The 19,402-nt window shown below is 59.3% G+C and carries 15 protein-coding genes and 3 pseudogenes; 14 read left to right on the top strand and 4 right to left on the bottom strand.

Annotation, left to right across the window (positions count from 1 at the left end):
* Positions 1-24: 24 nt before the first annotated feature.
* From JQT59_RS02225 to JQT59_RS02280, 12 genes are all read left to right on the top strand, one after another.
* Positions 25-864, top strand: coding sequence for an SDR family oxidoreductase (locus JQT59_RS02225; RefSeq protein WP_213571447.1), 840 nt, complete (start codon positions 25-27; stop codon positions 862-864).
* 112 nt (positions 865-976) lie between these two features.
* Complete coding sequence (locus JQT59_RS02230; RefSeq protein WP_213571448.1) at positions 977-2,026, top strand: alpha/beta hydrolase family protein; 1,050 nt, start codon at positions 977-979, stop codon at positions 2,024-2,026.
* A gap of 12 nt (positions 2,027-2,038) precedes the next feature.
* Positions 2,039-2,977 (top strand): VOC family protein, encoded by a 939-nt coding sequence (locus tag JQT59_RS02235; RefSeq protein WP_213571449.1) that lies wholly within the window; start codon positions 2,039-2,041, stop codon positions 2,975-2,977.
* Positions 2,978-3,015: 38 nt separating this feature from the next.
* Positions 3,016-4,734, top strand: coding sequence for a CocE/NonD family hydrolase (locus tag JQT59_RS02240; protein WP_213571450.1), 1,719 nt, complete (start codon positions 3,016-3,018; stop codon positions 4,732-4,734).
* Positions 4,731-5,708: a cupin domain-containing protein gene (locus JQT59_RS02245; protein ID WP_213571451.1), complete on the top strand. Its 978-nt coding sequence runs from the start codon at positions 4,731-4,733 to the stop codon at positions 5,706-5,708. The genes JQT59_RS02240 and JQT59_RS02245 overlap by 4 nt, the downstream gene beginning before the upstream one ends.
* Positions 5,705-6,913, top strand: a complete 1,209-nt coding sequence (locus JQT59_RS02250; RefSeq protein WP_213571452.1) for a CaiB/BaiF CoA transferase family protein — start codon at positions 5,705-5,707, stop codon at positions 6,911-6,913. The genes JQT59_RS02245 and JQT59_RS02250 overlap by 4 nt, the downstream gene beginning before the upstream one ends.
* The gene (locus tag JQT59_RS02255) at positions 6,910-8,361 is read left to right on the top strand and encodes a carboxyl transferase domain-containing protein (RefSeq protein WP_213571453.1); all 1,452 of its coding nucleotides are present in this window, start codon (positions 6,910-6,912) and stop codon (positions 8,359-8,361) included. Before JQT59_RS02250 ends, JQT59_RS02255 begins: the two co-directional genes overlap by 4 nt.
* Before the next feature lie 150 nt (positions 8,362-8,511).
* Complete coding sequence (locus tag JQT59_RS02260) at positions 8,512-9,060, top strand: YceI family protein (protein ID WP_213571454.1); 549 nt, start codon at positions 8,512-8,514, stop codon at positions 9,058-9,060.
* 559 nt (positions 9,061-9,619) lie between these two features.
* Positions 9,620-11,254, top strand: coding sequence for a bifunctional 3-(3-hydroxy-phenyl)propionate/3-hydroxycinnamic acid hydroxylase MhpA (gene mhpA / locus JQT59_RS02265; protein ID WP_213571455.1), 1,635 nt, complete (start codon positions 9,620-9,622; stop codon positions 11,252-11,254).
* Between the two features lie 142 nt (positions 11,255-11,396).
* A complete protein-coding gene (locus JQT59_RS02270) occupies positions 11,397-12,347 on the top strand; it encodes a VOC family protein (RefSeq protein ID WP_213571456.1) in 951 nt (316 codons plus the stop codon).
* A gap of 4 nt (positions 12,348-12,351) precedes the next feature.
* Positions 12,352-13,230: a fumarylacetoacetate hydrolase family protein gene (locus tag JQT59_RS02275; RefSeq protein WP_213571457.1), complete on the top strand. Its 879-nt coding sequence runs from the start codon at positions 12,352-12,354 to the stop codon at positions 13,228-13,230.
* Positions 13,231-13,410: 180 nt separating this feature from the next.
* Positions 13,411-14,190, top strand: coding sequence for a cupin domain-containing protein (locus JQT59_RS02280; protein ID WP_213571458.1), 780 nt, complete (start codon positions 13,411-13,413; stop codon positions 14,188-14,190).
* Positions 14,191-14,231: 41 nt separating this feature from the next.
* On the opposite strand, the pseudogene JQT59_RS02285 reads toward JQT59_RS02280, so the two are convergent.
* The 3 genes and pseudogenes from JQT59_RS02285 to JQT59_RS38250 all read right to left on the bottom strand — a co-directional run.
* A pseudogene (locus JQT59_RS02285) lies at positions 14,232-15,256 on the bottom strand (IS701 family transposase); the annotation flags it as partial.
* A 73-nt stretch (positions 15,257-15,329) separates the two neighbouring features.
* Entirely contained in the window at positions 15,330-16,424 is a 1,095-nt protein-coding gene (locus tag JQT59_RS02290; protein WP_502939692.1) for an IS630 family transposase, read from the bottom strand.
* Positions 16,406-16,708 (bottom strand): annotated as a pseudogene (locus tag JQT59_RS38250) (helix-turn-helix domain-containing protein); the annotation flags it as partial. The gene JQT59_RS02290 and the pseudogene JQT59_RS38250, both read right to left, overlap by 19 nt.
* Positions 16,709-16,892: 184 nt before the next feature.
* On the opposite strand from JQT59_RS38250, the gene JQT59_RS02300 reads away from it, so the two are divergent.
* Complete coding sequence (locus JQT59_RS02300) at positions 16,893-17,240, top strand: hypothetical protein (protein WP_213571459.1); 348 nt, start codon at positions 16,893-16,895, stop codon at positions 17,238-17,240.
* 180 nt (positions 17,241-17,420) lie between these two features.
* Positions 17,421-18,251 (top strand): mycofactocin-coupled SDR family oxidoreductase, encoded by an 831-nt coding sequence (locus tag JQT59_RS02305; protein WP_213571460.1) that lies wholly within the window; start codon positions 17,421-17,423, stop codon positions 18,249-18,251.
* Positions 18,252-18,955: 704 nt separating this feature from the next.
* Here the strand turns inward: JQT59_RS02305 and JQT59_RS02310 are convergent.
* Positions 18,956-19,378 (bottom strand): annotated as a pseudogene (locus tag JQT59_RS02310) (ExeA family protein); the annotation flags it as partial.
* Between the last annotated feature and the right edge of the window lie 24 nt (positions 19,379-19,402).

Genomic DNA, 19,402 nt, shown 5'->3' on the forward strand with positions numbered 1-19,402 from the left:
CACATACGAACGGACAGGAATCTCATGCAGATGCTCGACGGGGACGTTGTCCTCATACTCGGGGGCGGGTCAGGACTCGGTTTGGGCGTCGCACGTCACTTCATCAGTGAGGGTGCGTCGGTCGCGATCTTCGAGGTCTCGCAGACGAAGCTCGACGCCCTGAAAGCAGAACTCGGTCCCGACGTGCTGTTATTCAAAGGCGACGTCACGAGTGTTGACGACTTAACGGCATGTCGGCAGGCAATAGTCGATCGGTGGGGGCGACTCACATCGCTGGTGGGCTCTCAGGGCATCTTCGACGGTCAAGTTCCACTACGTGACGTACCAGTGGAACGTGTCTCGTCGTTGTTCGACGAACTTTTCCACGTCAATGTGTTGGGCTATCTGCTGGCCTGCAGGGTCTTCCTTGATCTCCTTGAGGCCAGTGACGGATCCGTGGTGCTGACCTCATCAGTAGCTGCCTATGCCGCGGACGGCGGGGGCCTCATGTACACCGCCAGCAAGGGTGCGGTGTTAAGTGCAGTTCGACAGCTCGCCATTGAATTCGCTCCCCGCGTACGAGTCAACGGGGTCGCGCCCGGGGCGATTGCCGATAGTCAATTGCAGGGACCGAAGGCGCTGGGACTGGACGGTGTCAAACAGTCTGACATACCGAAAGAAGCCATGCAGGAGGGCTTCAAGCGATTGGCTCTGATGCCGACGTTGCCCACCCCTCTTGACTACGCACCGGTCTATGCGTTCTTGGCGTCCCGTCACAACAAAGTGGTCACGGGGCAGACAGTCCTACTTGAACAAGGCTCCCTGAATCGACACATGCTCAGTTCGGCGGGGGTGTCCGGAGGAATCGGCACCCCCCTGGGATAGCCAAGATTGGAGACCGATGATGACCGCTGCCACAACGTCCTCGCCGACGGGCCAGACACTGGAAGGGGCCAGGGCGTGGTTACGAAGCCACCTCGAGGCCCGACGTCACCCCATGGGCCAGCTCGATCAAGCAGCCGCAAGCCAAGCCATCGATGAGTTGGAGGGTATCGACCCCCAGGTGTGGGCGGGCACATGGCTAGCTGCAGCCGAGCGTTTCGCGGACTCTGCGCAGGAATCTGAACGCATTGGGGCGCGAGAATCAGCTCGTGAGTCCTGGTGGCAAGCATATGCGTTCGCGTTTCTGGGGCGCTATCCCGTTCCGCACCACTCCGCGAAGGTGTACGCCTACGACAAGGCCAGAGAGTACTTTCTACAGGCCACCGCCCTCGACGAGTCGCCCGTGGAACGGGTGCAAGTGCCATTCGAAGGTCGGGCGAATGAGGGTGATTCTGTTGTCTTCTATGCGGTGCGGCCTCGTGGCGTCGACAACCCGCCCGTAGTCATGTACTGGGGCGGCATCGACACCTGGAAGGAGGAGGCCTACGTGCTGGCGCAGCCCTTTCTGCGTCGTGGAATCGCAGTGCTGTTGATTGACATGCCCGGTGTAGGCGAATCGCCTTTGCTCGCCGGCGCCGATAGCGAACGCATGTGGGATCCGATTTTCGACTGGGTGGACGCCAGCAACCTGGACCAGCACCGAGTCGCGGTGCTGGGGGGGTCGTTTGGCGGCTACTGGGCGATGAAGCTTGCTCATACTCACCGTGACCGGCTTGCTGCCGCGGTCAACTGGGGCGGCGGAATCCACGTGACCTTCCAGCGCTCGTGGCAGGAGGAATCGCGCAATGCCTCGTCCTACCTTATGGACCTAATGATTGCACGAGCAAGGATCTTTGGTGGCACAACCTTTGAAGATTACGCCAGTCGGTGCCCGGAACTGTCCTTACTGGAACAGGGCGTACTCGACAGCCCGTCGTGCCCTCTCCTGCTAATCAACGGTAAGGATGACCTCCAAAATGCCTCCGCTGACATTGCTTTGGCCCTCGAGTACGGCGATCCCAAGACTGCGCGGCTCTACCCCGGCGGTCATATGGGACAGGACATGAAAATGATCCACAACGTTGTCTCGGATTGGCTTGCCGGCCAACTGCAGACTTCATCGTAAGGATGGACTCATATGGCTAGACCACTCATTACACATCTACGTCACGTGGCGCTTGCAATGCCAGACCTCGACAAGCAACTCGCGTTCTACCGAGACCTCTGGGGTCTTACCGAAGTAGCAAACGACTCTGGTACCCATTTTCTGGCCGCCGAGGGCTCACCCGAGAACTACATTGTGCGGCTCCGGCGCGATGAGCATAAGCGCATGGATCTAGTGGCGTTCGGCACGGCCACCGCGGCCGACGTCGATGTTCTGGCTGAGCAGCTCGCTCGACAAGGAGTACAGCTAGTGCACCCTCCTCGCCCGTTGCAGACCCCAGGAGGAGGATACGGCGCACGATTCTTTGATTGCGACGGCCGCGTCGTGGAGATATCGGCCGCCGTCGACACCCGCGCCTATCGAAAGATTGAGGAGCGTGAGTCAATACCGGTCCGGCTGTCACATTTTGTCGTAAATTCTCCGAACCCAGAGGCGACTGTTGCCTGGTACGAGAAGTATCTGCAATTCCGACTCTCGGACACCTTGACATTGCCGCATCTCGGCAACTTCATGTGGTTTCTGCGATGTAACGAATGGCATCACAGCTTTGCCGTCGCTCGCGGACCCCATGTTGCAGTCAACCATGTATCGTTCGAGATGCGGGGCATCGACGAGTACATGCGAGGAACAGGTAGGTTGCTGCGCGCCGGGGCCAACAAGATCTGGGGACCAGGCCGACACTTCGCAGGAGACAATACATTCAGTTACTTCCATGACCCAGTTGGTAACACAGTGGAATACACGACCGAGTTGGAACTGGTCGATTGGGACAACTGGCACCCGTCGGTCCACGACGTCGCGGACCCGAAGGTCACGGATCAATGGGGCACAGCTAATCCGATGGACGAGTCGGTTGCTGCCCAGCAATTCAACGATCCAGACAAAGGTCTGTTCATTGCGCCACCGCTGTAATTCGTAGCCAACGACTCTTTGATTGGTGAGGAAAACAGATGCAACAGTTTTTCGAAGAAGAAATGATCATTGACAAAGATGTGCGGATTCCGCTTCGTGACGGATCAATCGTTGTGGCGAACGTCTTTCGGCCGCGGGGCAATGGACCGTGGCCGGTGATTGTCAATTATTCTCCATATGGCAAGGATGTTCACTTCAGCGAATTTATGCCTACGGTTTGGTCTCAGTTGACCGAAGCGCTGGCGGCTTCCGGTTCTACGTCGACTCTCCGTCACGTGACTTTCGAGACTCCCGATCCGGAGGTGTGGACACAACTCGGTTATGCCATCGTTCGCGTCGATTCACGTGGTGCTGGAAAGTCACCGGGGATTCTACAACCGAACTCGCCCCAGGAGTTTCTTGACGCCTGTGACGCTGTGGAATGGGCCGGAACAGCTCCATGGTCCAACGGGAAGGTCGGATTGCTCGGTATCTCGTACTACGCATCGGGTCAATGGATGATCGCTCAACATCGACCACAGCATTTAGCGGCAATTCAACCCTGGCAAGGGACCAGCGACTTCTACCGTGACCGCACCCGACAAGGCGGCATCGTCAGTGGCGGGTTTCTGGATCTCTGGTGGAACCTTTGTGTAGCCGAGAACCAGCACGGTAATGGGTCTTCGCGATTCACCGACTACTTTACCGGTGAGCGGAACACCGGGCCGGAAATGAGCATTGAAGAGCTAGCATCTCAGCGGATTGAGTACATCGACGAAATTCTCAGCCACCCGCTAGAGGACAGTTGGTACAAAGCGCGCAATGCTGATTTACAGAAGATCGAGACCCCCGCGCTAGTCGTCGCAAATTGGGGGGGTCTCCAAGTTCATCTTCGCGGCACACTACTTGGGTTCGAGGGAATCAGTTCCCCCCAAAAATGGTTACGAATTCAGCGTGGTAATTATTTCCTCACGTTCTACATGCCCGAAAACGTGAATATTCAGCGCCGCTTCTTCGACCGCTACCTCAAGGGCATCGAAAGTGAGTGGGTCGACGAGCCTGCGGTACAGGTGGCTATCCGAAGCGCCGACGACGGAATTGCCGATATCGTCAACGCGACGGAGTGGCCTCTACCCACGAGCACCGAACGGACCTGGTTTCTCGACGCCGATACCGGAACGTTGTCTTCAGACGCGCCGGTCGCCGATCACAAGGTGAGCTTCGCTGCGCGCACTGGTAGCGCGGTCTTTTCCACTGGGCCCCTCCAGGAGGGTTTGACGTTGGCGGGCACGATGTGGCTGCAGCTGCGGTTGGCGAGCACTACCGAGGATGCTGACATTTTCGCGACGTTGCAAGCGTTCGATACGGAAGGGATGGAGATCAGCTTCGAGTCGAACGGTGACCCGAACTCATCAATGGCACGGGCGCCCCTGTCGCAGGGATGGCTGCGTGCCAGCCACCGGCGTATCGACCAAACTCGATCCGGGTTTTTGAGACCATTCCACGACCACGAAGAACATCAGGCCCTCAACCCGGGGGAATCCGTTGACCTCGCGATAGAGATCTGGCCAGCAAGTATCGAGCTCCCACCAGGCTCGGAGTTGCGACTGACCGTCGGAGGGAATGACTTTGTCCGCTCCGAACTCGGAATCGGCAATATGGGACACGACCACCCGACTGATCGTCCGTCACCGAAATTCGACGGCACATACACCTTGTCAACCGGGCCGGTTGCCAAGTCCTTCCTGGCCGTGCCGACGTTGGATCGTGTTCAGTGATCATCGACGACCTAACCACGCGCCGAATCCTGATAGCGGCGGATGACGCCGGACATCCAATCCTCGTAGACTCGCGACTCGCTCGTGGATTTGACCTCACGCCGACTGTGTATTGTGAAGAGATCTGGGAAACACCCAGTGTCGCTGACCTTTCCGATTCGGCGGACCGTGCCCCCATTACTGTTGCCTTCCCGCAACCCGGCCAAGTGATTGCTCGTATTCTGGAGCTCGGGCCCGCCTCCACTGACAACGTAACCTCGATGCAGGAAACCGTCGAAGAACTTGCCGGTAGCGGTGCCACCAAAGGGGATCTGCATCGAACGCAGACAACGGACTACTTTGCGGTTGTCTCGGGTGACATCACCCTGAAAGCAGACGGTGAAGAAGTTCGCCTCACCGCGGGTGACTTCGCTGTCTGTCTCGGTGCACTTCATGGTTGGGAATGCCACACGTCATCACACTCTCGCTTCCTCGCTGTCCTTACTGGAGCCCACGACTACGGTGACAACGGCTCCAAACCAGTTGAATTCACTACTCTGCCCGTCGCTGGGCAACCCTGCGCGCGCCGAGTGGTGCTGGGCCATGACCCCCAGGGCCGGTCTAGAATCCTCGACGACCAATCTGTTCCGTTGCCTGCACGACTCTGGGAAACCCACGAAGACGTCCCGTCGAACCGACTGCTACAGGACCCTTTGACCACTAACGTGGACGGAAGGCCGCTGAGCGACGGGCAGGGTTTCGAATGTTTCTCGCTGGAGGCCGGTCATTCGCGACCTCTCTCAGCGCTCGACCATCAATTGATTGGAATCGTCGTGCAAGGCCAGGTGACACTTGAGGTAAATGGTTCGCAAGAACGTACAACCCTCGCTGTAGGAGACATCTTCGTCTCAAACGGTTTCAATGTAGTTCTCGAAAACTCCATCGAGGGTCTGGCTCTTGTAGGTGTCGTTACGTTGCCCGGGAAGCGGCCATGACACCGACAGCCAGTCCTACATCGAGGCAGTGCTCCGTTGGGCCATTGGCGGACCTGCTCGTCGTCGATCTCTCCCGCGCGCTCGCCGGTCCACATGCTGCGATGATGATGGGCGATCTCGGCGCCAGGGTTGTAAAAGTCGAAGCTCCTGGCGGCGGTGACGACACCCGGGGGTGGGGCCCCCCTTTCATAGGTGAGGATGATGAACGTGAATCCACCTATTTTCTGTCAACGAACCGCAATAAGGAATCGATCGTCCTCGATTTCAGGAACGACGGGGATTTACGGACGCTGCTGGGCCTCATCGACCGTGCCGATGTGCTGGTCGAGAACTTTCGGACCGGTGTCATGGAGCGCCTCGGCCTAGGGTTCGAGTTGCTGCAGCAACGAAACCCCACGCTCATCATCCTGTCGATCACTGGGTTCGGTCACGATGGCCCTGAAGGGGGGCGTGCTGGATACGACCAGATCGCCCAGGGAGAGGCGGGATTGATGTCGTTGACCGGCGCGGGCCCCCAGGACCCTCAAAAGGTGGGCGTCCCCATCGCCGACCTACTTGCGGGGATGAACGGAGCTTATGGGGTGCTCGCCGCTGTTCACGAGCGACACCGCACCGGCCGGGGGTCGGTGGTCAGAACGTCTCTGCTGGCCGCCGTGGTCGGGGTGCATGCTTTCCAGGGCACCCGTTGGACTGTCGCAGGGGAGCTCGGACTCGCCCAAGGCAATCATCACCCGTCCATTGCGCCATACGGCCTATTCCACTGTCGCAACGGATTTGTCCAAATTGCCGTCGGCAGCGAGGGACTGTGGAAACGGTTCGCAACCGCTTTTGACATGAAGTGGTCAACGCCGGGGATGGCAACCAACGCGGAACGAGTCGTCAATCTCGAACGTGTCATCAAGACTGTCGAGGACGCATTCGCCGCATTCGACATCGATAAGCTTTTGGCGAAACTCACAGCGGCCGGAATCCCTGCAGGCAAGGTGCGTACGCTTGATGACGTCTACCAGTGGAATCAAACCCACAGTCAAGGCTTGCTCATCAACGTCGATCACTCGACCGCCGGAGCGCTGACCCTACCAGGACCACCACTTCGGTTCTTCGACGCCGGCGGCATCGAAGTAACGCCCCGCGATCACACGTCTCCCCCCGCACTTAACCAGCACGGCAATGCGATCCGAGCGTGGATAGCGGAGAAGAGATGACCTCATCAGCCATCGACAACCGAAGCGCCTACGGGCTGTTGACCACGGTGCTAGACGAAAACTCATTCAACCGATGGGACGTCCCCGTCGATTTGACCGGGGTCCCCGTCAGTTACCAGACGACGCTCCGGCGCACCGCAGTCATGACTGGTATGGACGAGTCGATCCTGACAGGGATGGGCAGGGTGCATGGTCGGCCCGTTGCCATAATCGTGAGCGAATTCCAGTTTCTGGGCGGTTCTATAGGCCGAGCAGCTGCAGAACGCATCGTCTCTGCCATCCGCCGCGCGAGCGCCGAAGGTCTCCCGGTCCTGGCTGCGACCGCGTCCGGCGGCACGCGGATGCAAGAGGGGACTCCTGCGTTCGTTAAGATGGTCGATATCACACGTGCGGTCATGGAGCATCGCGCGATGGGTCTGCCGTATCTCGTCTACCTGCGACACCCGACCACGGGAGGTTGTTTCGCTTCATGGGGATCGTTGGGGCAACTGACCGTTGCGGAGCCCGGCGCACTCATAGGATTCCTCGGACCGAAAGTGTTCCACGCGCTGACCGGCCGCTCATTTCCTCCTGGTGTTCAAACTGCAGAGAACTTACATAAGCAGGGCATCATCGACGCGCTTGCGGGCCCCGAAGAGCTGTCGGCGCTGGTTGATCGCACCCTGCGGGTGCTCAGCGATCCTCCGTCACCATCGATACTCAATCTACGTGAAAGCCGTCATCTCGGCGATGTCGCTGCATGGACCTCCATCCAGATCACCCGTAACGCCGGGCGAGTAGACGTGCGCGACGTGCTGCGCGTCGCAACATCGGAAGTCGTTCTGCTGAGCGGCACAGGAAAGGGAGAGCGCTCTCGGTCGGTTCTTACCGCTCTGGCCAGGATCGATGGTGAGCCCTGCGTAGTGGTGGGACACGATCGGTCAAGAGCGGTGCCGCTAGGCCCCGACGCACTGCGGGAATCACGCCGAGCGATGCGACTCGCGCAGGAGTGGGGGCTGCCGCTCGTCACCATCATCGATACCGATGGTGCCGAGCTTTCCCCCGCAGCCGAAGAGGGCGCGCTGTCGGCCGAAATCGCCGAGTGCATAGCCGTGTTAACAGCGCTTACTGTCCCGACTGTTTCCTTGTTACTGGGGCGAGGTTGTGGTGGCGGTGCAATAGCGCTTCTCGCCGGATCGACTGTAATCGCACTTGAGCATGCCTGGCTGTCGCCCCTACCACCTGAAGGGGCGAGCATGATCACGTACGGCGACCCAGGCCGAGCCGTTGACATAGCGAACGATCAGCACGTCCGCGCTGCGGATCTGCTCGCTCAAGGCATAGTCCATTGCGTCATACCCGAGCTTCCGGAAGACACTGTAGAGACGCTGGCAGGTGCCGCAGCGGCACAGGTGGCCCATTCCATTCGTCTTCTTCGTGAACGATCCGCCGCGAGCCCGAGCACCTGAGTTAGTCGCACCTTCCTCGGTGAAGGTTCCGGCCAGCCATCAGAACGCACCGATCGAACAATTGTCCGCCCAGACCATCTCGAAGCCAATGATTGTCCAAAACATCAACGCCAGGGCTGGTCGGCACGTCAAACGAAGGAAAATTTCCTCATGAACACACTCGCTGTTGCCGATCTAACCCCAGGGACCTGGGAAATAGACCCGGTTCACTCCTCGATAAATTTTTGGGTACGCCATCTGATGGTGAGCAAGGTGCGAGGTAGATTTGACACCTTCAGTGGTGTCATCACGATCGCGGAGAACGGAACGCCCTCACTGTCAGCGGAGATCGCTGTCACGTCAATAAACACCGGGAGCATCCAGCGGGATGAACACGTCCGAGCCGCCGATTTCTTCGAGGTCGAAAAGTTCCCCACCGCCACCTTCCGGTCCACCTCCATTGTGACCAAAGGTGAAAGCTTCATCCTCACTGGGAACTGCACCCTGCACGGCGTCACCAAGTCGATCGATCTATCCGTTCAGTTCAACGGCGTCAACCCGGGCGGCGGCAGCGGAACCGTTGCGGGATTCGAAGCAACGGTTGTACTGAATCGCAAAGATTTCGGAATCAATTTCGACATGCCGCTAGAAGTCGGCGGTGCCATGGTCGGCGACAAGGTCACGATCGATCTGGAAATCGAAGCCCTCAAGAAGAACTAGCGCAAGTAGCGGCGCCGCCAGGTTCACGGACGGACAACCGTTGGGTTGCGGGCTACGTGGGCGGCGAGCAATCAAGACGATCCTCGGCGATGGGCGACCCTTACGTGAGGTGGGATTTTCCGGGACCAGGGCACGATTTGCATCACTCCTGTCGGAAGTTTGAGTGCATGTAGAGAAAGCTTGGGTCACAACGATTTGCCGTGCGAGACACTGTGCTCTCGAATCAGTCGCATCGCTTTGGTCCGGTCGCGTTGTGCGAGTGCATCGACCAGATCTGCATGCAGATCGTATCGGCTATCGATGTAATCCCACAGAGAATCTTCGTAAGCTGGTTCAACCGACACGGTGTGCGACGTAATGAGGTCCACCAGGCTCAGATAAATTGGTTTTAGAATTGTGTTGGGGCTCAACCGCACTCGATCATTGCAGTCGCTTGACACCCGGCGCGCGTGGAGTCATATTAAACACTATCAATCATGCTGGTTTATGAACCGCAGGTGTTGCGAGTTCGAGCATCCTGGACGCCCAGCCCACCTCGACCCAACAAAATGGAGTTTCGATGCCCCCCGACATGTACGACATAGTGCAGATTGGATATGGACCCGTCGGCCAGACTGCGGCGGCGATTCTTGGTAAGAGCGGTCACCGCGTCGCGGTTTTCGAACGCTGGCCGGAACTATTCGGGCAGGCGCGCGCCGGTCATATCGACCATGAGATTATGCGGATTTTTCAGTCGGTGGGGGCGGCCGGTGAAGTTGAAGAGGACGCCGCGCGTGCGACCAAGTACGAATTCCGCAATGCTAAAGGGGAACCGCTACTGTCGTTCGATTGGGACCTTGACGGTATCTCCGGCTGGCCCTCCGATTACATCGTCTACCAGCCGACGATCGAGTCCGCGCTTGATCGCGTAGTCCGAGAGCAACCCAACGTCGAAGTGAACCAGGGCTGGGAAGCCGTTCGCATTCAGTCGTTTAACGACCACGTTGATGTCACGTTGCGGCGCGTTCGCACGGATGCCACGGGTCAAAAGATGCTTGCAGACGAGGAGCGCGTCGTCTCTGCTCGATACGTCATCGGTGCTGACGGGTCCAACAGCTTTGTCAGACGAGTGATTGGAACGGGGCAACGCGACTTCGGTTTCGAAGAAACCTGGCTGGTTGTCGATCTGCGTCCCAAGATGCCCATGAGCTTCGGGTTCGACAACGGGCAGATCTGCGACCCGGCACGGCCGCACTGCCTATTCCAGCTTGGCAAGCGCCACCGGCGGTTCGAATTCTGTCTGTTGCCTGGAGAGGATGCCGAGCTCATGCGCGCTCCCGAGACGGCATGGAAACTGCTAGCCCCTTACGCTGTGTCAGCTGACAATGCGGATCTGGTCCGTCACGCTACGTACACCTTTCGATCAGCGTTGGCTGAGCGCTGGACCGATGGAAACAGGCTCTTCTTGATAGGCGACGCGGCACACGTAATGCCGCCATTCATGGGACAGGGAATGTGTTCGGGTGTTCGTGACGCCATCGGTTTGAGTTGGCGTTTGGACCTCGTCCTGCGCGGGCTTGCAGATACAACTGTCCTGGATAGCTATCAAGATGAACGTGCACCACACGTATCGACGATTATCCAGATGTCGATCGAAGCTGGCCGCGTTTCGTGTATTACGGATCCTGTCCTGGCAGCTGCGCGTGATGAAGCTTTTCGTGCCGGCGATGTACCGCCCCCACCTGACTTCCCATGGTTGACCGCCGGAATACTTGCAAAGCCGACTGGTACAGTTGCCGACGCGCTGCGCGGCCGGCTCGCACCACAGGGGCGTATCAAGAACGCCGAAACCATTGACCGATTCGATGAAGTAGCCGGGACCGGGTGGACGCTGCTTGTTTCAGGAAACGAGCAGCCTGTACTGACCAAACGGCAGTCGGATCTACTCGAACGACTGCAAGTTCTCGTCGTCAACGTGAGCGACGAGGGCGAGAACGGCGCTTTCACCGACGTCGACGGACTCTACGCGAAATATTTTACCGGGCACGGGGTGGCAGCAATTCTGTATCGCCCAGACTTCTATATCTTCGGCGCTGCCGAGAAGCTGATTGAGATCGGAGATCTTATTGACCAGCTTGACCAGATGATGCCAGCCAACGCAGTCAAGCTGCGTCCGCGGCAATCGGGCCGTCCCGCGCCGCTGAGTTCACGGTAGCGCGCACCGTTTTGGTGTGATGTGGCCGGATGCGAACGGGACCACATCTTGCTGTGAGCCGGAAATCGGTCACGATACCGAGTTGGCGGACGACACCAACTAAATTCTGCAACATCCCAACTCACAACCTGAGGAGAGACCAATGACGGACACGATGTCTGGCGCTGCGGACAGCGCAACGACGGGATGGAGGGCCCCGTTGCAGCGGCTTGAGTACGCAACCTTGCGTGTCAAAGACCTCGGTGAAACACTGGATTGGTATCTGAAGGCGCTTAATCTGAAGGTCATCGACCAAAGCTCTGATCACGCGTTGCTGACGTGCGGTGGCGACAACAACGTCGATCTTGCGCTGCGGTTGGACGCGAAGGGCACCGGCAAGGGGTTGGAGTCGTACTCTTTCGGAATCGACAGCGCAGCCGGCCTGGAAATCCTCCATCAAACCTTGCAACAGCGTGGGGTGCAGACGGAACGACTCGATATCGACCTACCCGGGCTAAATGGAGCACTTCGGATTGTGACGCCGACCGGAGTGTACCTGCAGGTCGTCGCCTCAAACGATCGGGCAACGGGGGTACGCAATACAGGGCGTGAAGACGGCGTTACGCCCGTTGACACGGACCATGTGAACCTCTTGGCAGGGGACGTCAGAGAGTACGCTCAATGGCTTGCGACGACTCTTGGGTTCGTGACGTCCGACGCAGTTGCCAGTCCGGCAGGGTGGGGGGCCGCCTGGACCCACATCACCCCGCAGCATCATGACGTTGCAATCCTCGCAACTGCCGATCCCTCCACGAAACTGCACCATGTCGCGTTCCTAGCGGAGGACCTGAACCACATGGGTGAAATCGCCGATAACGTTTGCTCCCTCGGCGTTGATCGATGTGAATGGGGCATAGGGAAACACGGAGGGTTGGGAGCCAACAATTTCCTCTACTGCAAAGACCCGTCCGGCAACCGCATCGAGATCAACTCGAATATGAATGACAACCCATTCGAGCGCGCCACCCAGATCTACCCGGGGGATGAATTCGAATCATTCATCCAGGTGTGGAATTTCCAAGGCCCGCCTCCGAGCTTTCGCTACGGGAGTTAAGCAGATGAGATTGGCACAGTTCTCCCACAAGGGTGGTCCTCGGCAACTTGGTGCCGTAGACGGGGATGAAATTATCGCAATTACTCAGGGGGGTGATCCGGAAACTGCGCTGATAAATCTACTTTCAGATGCGGCGCAAGCCAAACTGGACGAGGACAGCGTTCGTAAACTCGACGGGTACCGTTATCGATATGGCGAGGTATCGCTGCACTCGCCTGTCACGCGGCCGGGAAAATTTCTCGCGTTCGGCCTCAATTATGATGACCATCACAAAGAGTCTGGAATGTTGAGGCCCGAGCAGCCGATCGTATTCAACAAGCAGTCAACCTGTGTGACGGGACCGTTTGATCCGGTTATCCGGCCGATTGCTTCAGACCAGCTCGACTACGAGGGCGAGCTGGGCATCGTCATCGGTAGGCGATGCCGACACGTACCTCGATCCCGCGCTCGCGAGGTGATCGGTGGGTACACCGTCATCAATGATGTGAGCGTTCGCGACTGGCAGCTTGCGACCCCCACGATGACGCTCGGAAAGTCGTGGGACACCCATGGCCCGATTGGACCCTGGATATCAACACCCGACGAAATTGCAGATCCCCATGATCTTCGGATTCGAACCTGGGTCAACAAAGAACTACGTCAGGACGGGAACACTCGGGATCTTTTGTTCGACCTCGATGATATTATTGAGCATCTTAGCAAGGTATGCACTCTCGAACCGGGCGATGTCATTGCCACCGGAACCCCTGCCGGCGTGGGTTGGGCGATGAGCCCCAAACAATTCCTACAGGCGGGAGATGTGGTGAGAATTGAGATTTCGGGCCTGGGCGCAATCGAGAATCTGATTCATGATGAGGCAAACGATGATATGACAATAGAGTAACGATTGATATTTTTCATATCAGGCCATTGCACTTACTCACTCTGTGCACCGAGAAAATCTTGGCGATGTCCGTAGCCTTTCGGTGTGAGTAATAAGTTTTGTTTTTAGAAACACTTGCTCGGGGCTAATAGTTTCGAGAACCGCCAGCGGCACCCCGGGTTGACAAGGAACAGGATTAAAGTGGTATCAGCGCAGCACTTCGTCTTTGCCGACCTACCTCGCGAATCCTTATTCGATGGCACATACGAACGGTCAGCCATTCGCGGCGACCGGAGTATGGTGACCTTTAATTGGATGCACCCGGCAATGCCCGCGCAACCAAACCATTCTCACGACTTTGATCAGCTCGCGCTCATCGTTGAAGGGGCGATGGACTTTGAAGTCGAGGGTGAAACGTACCGCGTTGGGGCAGGCGAGGGCTTGTTAATACCCGCCAACGCCCAGCACACCGGCGTCGCAGTAGGCGACGGTGTAGCTCTGAACCTCGATGTTTACGCCCCCCCGCGTCTGGACTATCTGCATTTGGTCGAATACCAGCAGCACGGTTCCGGGACGACACGGCTAAGTCCAACAGATGTCGCAGCCGTGGACCTGCTCCTGGCAGAGTGGACGTTTCGTCTCGATCATGGCGCTGCAGAGACGCTGGGTGAGTTGATAACACCCGAGGGTATCGTCACTGGATTGGGTCCAGAGATACACGGCCGAAATGAAATTCGCCGGTGGGCAGCTAGCCGTCCGCATCGGACGACCCACCACATGGTGACCAACAGCCGTTACTATGCGAACCGAACAGGAGGTATAGAGGGCACCGCGGATTTGACCCTATACATCTCGAATGGCGTTTCGGGCCTGTCGCGCGTGTTCACGGGACGCTACAACGACGTAATTTCCCGCACCCCTCACGGACTCAAGTTCATCCGTCGCGACATCAAGGAGGATGTGATCCCGTCAATTTCGTAAGCGCGGGGAACGTCGCGGCCTGTGGCCGTCGAACTTGGCTAGTCGGTGGGCTCGTCGGCGTCGGTGGGCCATTCGGCCAGCAGCCAGGCCTCGGGCAGGATGCCGTCCTCACCGCGGGAGATGTCACGGTTCGCCGGACGGACCCACAGGGCGGTGAACCTCGAGCGCATCGCCGCGGCCGGGTTGCCGGGGTCGGTCTTGGTGCCGCGGCGCCACGTCACGTCCTGCAGGGCGGAGGTTCCGGCGGCGAGGACGAGGTCCTTGCAGGTCGAATGCGGATCCTGGTAGCGCGGGGTCGGTGGGCGTCCGCGCCCGGTGTACGCCGCGGTCTCAGGGACGACGTCGCCGGGATAGGTTGTGGTAGCGCCCTTGACAGCGACGACGTAGCCGATGCCACGGTCGGTCAGGCCCTCACGAAACGCGGTGGCGTCGCCGTAGCCGGCGTCGGCGACCACCGTCGGCGGAATCCGTCCCCACTCGATCAGCTCGTCGATCATCTCGAGCGCCAACTCCCACTTGACTCGGTGATGCTCGGTCTTGGGTACCGCGGACCGCGTGCGGCGAGCGGTGATCGCCGCGACCGCCTCGGGGTCGGTCGTGGACTGATCGTCCCAGCTCTCGGGCAGGAACAGGCGCCAATCCAACGGCGCGGAGGCGGCATCGGTGGCGGCGTGCACGCTGACCGCGATCTGGCAGTTGCCGACCTTGACCAACGTTCCCGAGTACTGCCGTGCCACCCCGGGCGAGCTGTCCCCGTCCTTGGCGAAGCCGGTGTCGTCGATCACCCATGCGTCCGGAACGATCAGATCGCATGCCTTACGCGAGAGGGTCTTCCGGACCGGTACCACATCCCATGGCGAGGTGGTCACGAACTGTTGCAGGCGTTGGTGATCGACACCGAGGCGCTGCGCCATCGGCTGCATCGACTTGCGGCGGCCGTCGAGCATCACCCCCGCGCGTACACACCCGCTGTCGCTCGTTGGTCCTTGCGTTTGAGGGACGAGAACACCTCTTCGACAAACGAATCGAAACGTTCACCGACATCGGCCAGGGCTGCAGCATCCACCCCGTCATCGTCTCGAGAATCACGCCGAATCTCGAGCCCTCACACACGAAGTGGCAAACCTAACAAAGTCCTACTAGTGTCCCGCGTCAGAAATTCGTGAGATATATTTGGCGAGGGAATCGAGGATCTCCTCGGCGGTCTTGTGCCAGACGAACGGCTTCGGGTCGTCGTTCCAGGTCTTGATCCAGTTGCGAACGTCTTTCTCCAGTGCGACAACGCTTTTGTGTACTCCACGGCGGAGTAGTTGATCGGTCAGGAATGCGAACCATCGCTCGACCTGATTGATCCAGGAGGACCCGGTCGGGGTGAAGTGGACGTGAAAACGTGGGTGCTTTGCCAACCAGTCGCCCACTGCAGGCGTCTTGTGGGTGGCCAGGTTGTCGCAGACGAGATGCACGTCCAACTCGTCGGGGACGGCCTTGTCGATCGCGGTGAGGAACTTCTTGAACTCCACGGCCCGGTGACGTCGATGAAGCTCGGAGATCACCGTGCCGTCGGCGATGTTGAACGCCGCGAACAGACTGGTGACGCCGCTGCGGGCGTAGTCATGACTGCGCCGTTCCGGCATGCCGGGCATCATCGGCAACACCGGCTGGGAACGGTTCAATGCCTGCATCTGGCTCTTCTCGTCCACGCACAGGACGACGGCACGCTCGGGGGGATTATGGTAAAGGCCAACGACATCGACGACCTTGTCCACGAACTGCGGATCCGTGGACAGCTTGAAACCGTCGGTCAGATGCGGTTTGAGTTCGAACTTGCGCCAGATCCGGCCGATCGTCGACGGTGACAGGCCGGTGCGCTTGGCCATCGAGGTACGCGACCAGTGCGTCGCATTGGCCGGGGAGGTTTCCAGTGTCGCGGTAACCACGTCTTCGACCCGGTCCAGCAAGATCGAGGGCGGACGACCCGGCCTGGGTTCGTCGACCAAGCCGTCGAGGCGTCGGTTCACGTACTCGTCCGCCCCCGACTCGACTCCGTCGTACCTGCGGGCATAGAGATCGAGGACGACGGCGGCCTTCGTCTCGAACTGCGGTCCCGGATGAAGATCCACGACTGGTACTGCCAGGGTTTGAGGGCGTCCTGTGCGAGCCAGCGTCGGACGGTCGTGACCGAGGCGCTGATGCCGTCGATCAACAACTGCCGGGCCAACTCCGGGGCGCTCCACCGCGACAGGGGCAGCTCATGCTCGGTGGGAAGCTGACATGCCCACGCCTTCACCGCGGCGACCTGCGACGGGGAATACCTTGTCGGGCGTCCCGAACGCGGCGCGTCGGTGAGTCCTCCGATTTCCCGGTGAGAGAACCGGGCCCGCCACTTGCGGGCCGTGTCCACGCAGACACCGAGTTCGGCCGCGATGTGGGCGTTCGAGTCGCCGTCGGCGGCCATCAGCACGATCAACGCCCGCAGCACCGTCCTCTGCGCTGTACTCCCTGCCCGCACCAAACCCATCGAGCACCTCGCGGTCGTTGCTCGTCAACACCACCTGGTACGGGGTGACCATCACCACGACACACCATCCGAGAAAGAACTACTTGGATCACTCACGTCACTTACACCACACCGGCCACTGCGATTCTCGAGGCAACGACACGCCGGACGCCCCGAAAGCCATGACGATCAGGCACCATCACCCATGCCGACGCCACCGGAATCGACGAAGAGCTCGCTGCGCTGGAAACTGCTGGATCGGGCCCGGATCAGGTGGCCGCAATTGGCCACGATCAACACCCGATTCCGCAGCAACTTCGCCTACGTCGACGGCGTGCTGGCCGACGGGTCGGAGATCCCGTTGATGCGACTGCGGTACGGCGGATCCGCCAGTGTGTGGGGATTCGCGATCTACCTCGGCAGCAGCGGCAAGTACCAGGACTCGGTCCTGCCCAACGGAAACGTCGCCGGCAGGGTCGAGGACGCACTCGACTGCGCCTGTGGCCTGTATCTGGGCGACCCGACCGCTTGGCAACAACCCCCGACGAATTAACGGGTCAGACCACTTAGTTTAAGAGCGGTCTCATGTGGATGAAGTGACAGGTGATGCAAGACCTGACACCTAGAATCATCGATGAATGCTACATAAATCGACGATAGTCGGTTATGGTGAGTCCGATCTCGGCAACGGCCAGGGCGGTCTGGCGTCCGACATCCAAATAAAGGAGCACCCATGAGACGCGTTGAGGGCAAAGTTGCTTTAGTGACCGGTGCAGCGCGGGGCCAGGGACGTGCACACGCCTTGCGACTCGCAGAGGAGGGCGCCAAGGTCGTGGCCATTGACCGCTGTGCAGACGTAGAAACAGCGCCTTATTCGCTTAGCACAAGTGCTGATCTCGAAGAGACCCAGGCGTTGATCGAAGCGCTGGGTGCGGAAGCGCACATCTACGAGGTGGATGTGCGCGATAGTCACGCCCTTCACGAGGCGCTAGCTACATCCGTCGCGAAGCTGGGACGGCTGGACATCGTGAGTGCCAACGCTGGGATCATCAGTTATGGAACGTTGGATAGTCTCTCTGAGGAAACTTGGAACGACGTTCTCGACATTAATCTGACAGGTGTTTGGAAGACCTGTAAAGCCGCGATACCTCACATACGAGCCGGCGGTCGCGGCGGATCAATTCACGTGACAAGTTCGGCGCTGGGTCTTATTGTCAGTCCCAATATTGGCCACTACGCCTCAGCTAAACATGGACTTACAGCGCTGGTCAGGACCCTTGCCATCGAGCTCGGACCAGAGTCGATTCGCGTGAACGCTATACATCCAGGGGCCGTAAATACGCCATTGATTCACAATCAAGAAACTTACAACCTATTCCGGCCCGACCTTGATTCGCCAAACAGGGCTGACTTCGAGGAGGCCTGTATCCCACTTTCACCTTTACGAATTCCCTATGTTGAGCCAATCGATATATCAAATGCACTTTTGTTTTTGGCGTCTGACGAGGCCCGATATATAACGGGCGCCACTCTCAGCGTGGATGGGGGCACTGCAATAGCGTGAAGCTGAAGGTCGCACCGGGTGAGCCGGCCGTGCTCGTAGGACATCGGAGCGACGGGATCGACACTGGCATATTCCAGCCGGATGGCACGGATTCGGTCCTTGAGGTGGCCATCGAATACTCCCGCCCGATCCGTTCGGCAATCACCCGTCGCCGGCATCCGCGGGAACTCGGCCAGCAACTGCCGCACCCGCGGCCCGACCGCGTCCGCCAGTAACCTCCGCGGCCCTGGGTCTCGCTTCGGTGGCCCGTCGGCTCGCAGCGCCGCCCGCCACGGTGTTGCGGGCGATTCCCATCCGCCGTGCTATCACCTTGATTGGCAAATCCTCATCGAGATGCAGTCGCCGGATCTCTGCCCCTCCAGTATTGGAGAGGGATCAGTTCCAATCCGTCGCTATGGGGTCATTCTCAGGGGGCTAACCAACTGTCCGTCACGACCACTCCGTCGGTAAGACGGTCGACTATTGAGACCCCCGCGCCGACAGAACGCGATCTGTCGCGAGAACGTCGAGATTGCCTAGCGCGGAGAACCATTCGAGGGTGCATGGTCGCACGTGTGTTGTCCGTCGCTGAACGTGCCGATGATGGCGTCGCAGTCGATGCCGATGATGCGGATATGTGAAGGGTCCCTTCCCGCGGTCGCGGGGAGGCCTTCATCGGAATGGTGACGGCATTGTCGGCGTGCTGGCGCCGCACGATTAGTGACTCAGTCGTGGCCTTTCGGTGGGGCCACCCACGCGGACTTCTCGTCGACGATGGATGCTTTCGTGGCGAACGCCGCGGTCAATGCCTGTACCACTAGGTTGTTCACCGCCCGCGGATATCCGCGGGCCGCATTGTAAATCAGGTTGACCGCATCGTCGGGGAACAACGGATCTGTCCTGTCGGCGATTTTGCAGTGATGGGTGATGTAGTCCGTCGAATCCGTCGGGCTCATCCCGGCCAACGCGTAGCGCACTGCGATCCGCTGGTCCAACGTGGCGAGCACTCCGAGCCGCAGTCGGTGCCGCAACGTCGGCTGCCCGACCAACTGTGCCGCGTACGGTGACCCCGAATCCAGCCGGATCGCTTCCAACTGCGCGTTGTCGAGCAGATGGGCCTCGTCGATCACCACCACCGGTGTGCGACCCCCAGCCCGATCCCGCGACCGCCG

Origin of the sequence: Rhodococcus sp. USK13 (genome assembly GCF_018343855.1) — a bacterium.
GTDB classification, from domain to species: Bacteria; Actinomycetota; Actinomycetes; order Mycobacteriales; family Mycobacteriaceae; genus Rhodococcus_F; species Rhodococcus_F oxybenzonivorans.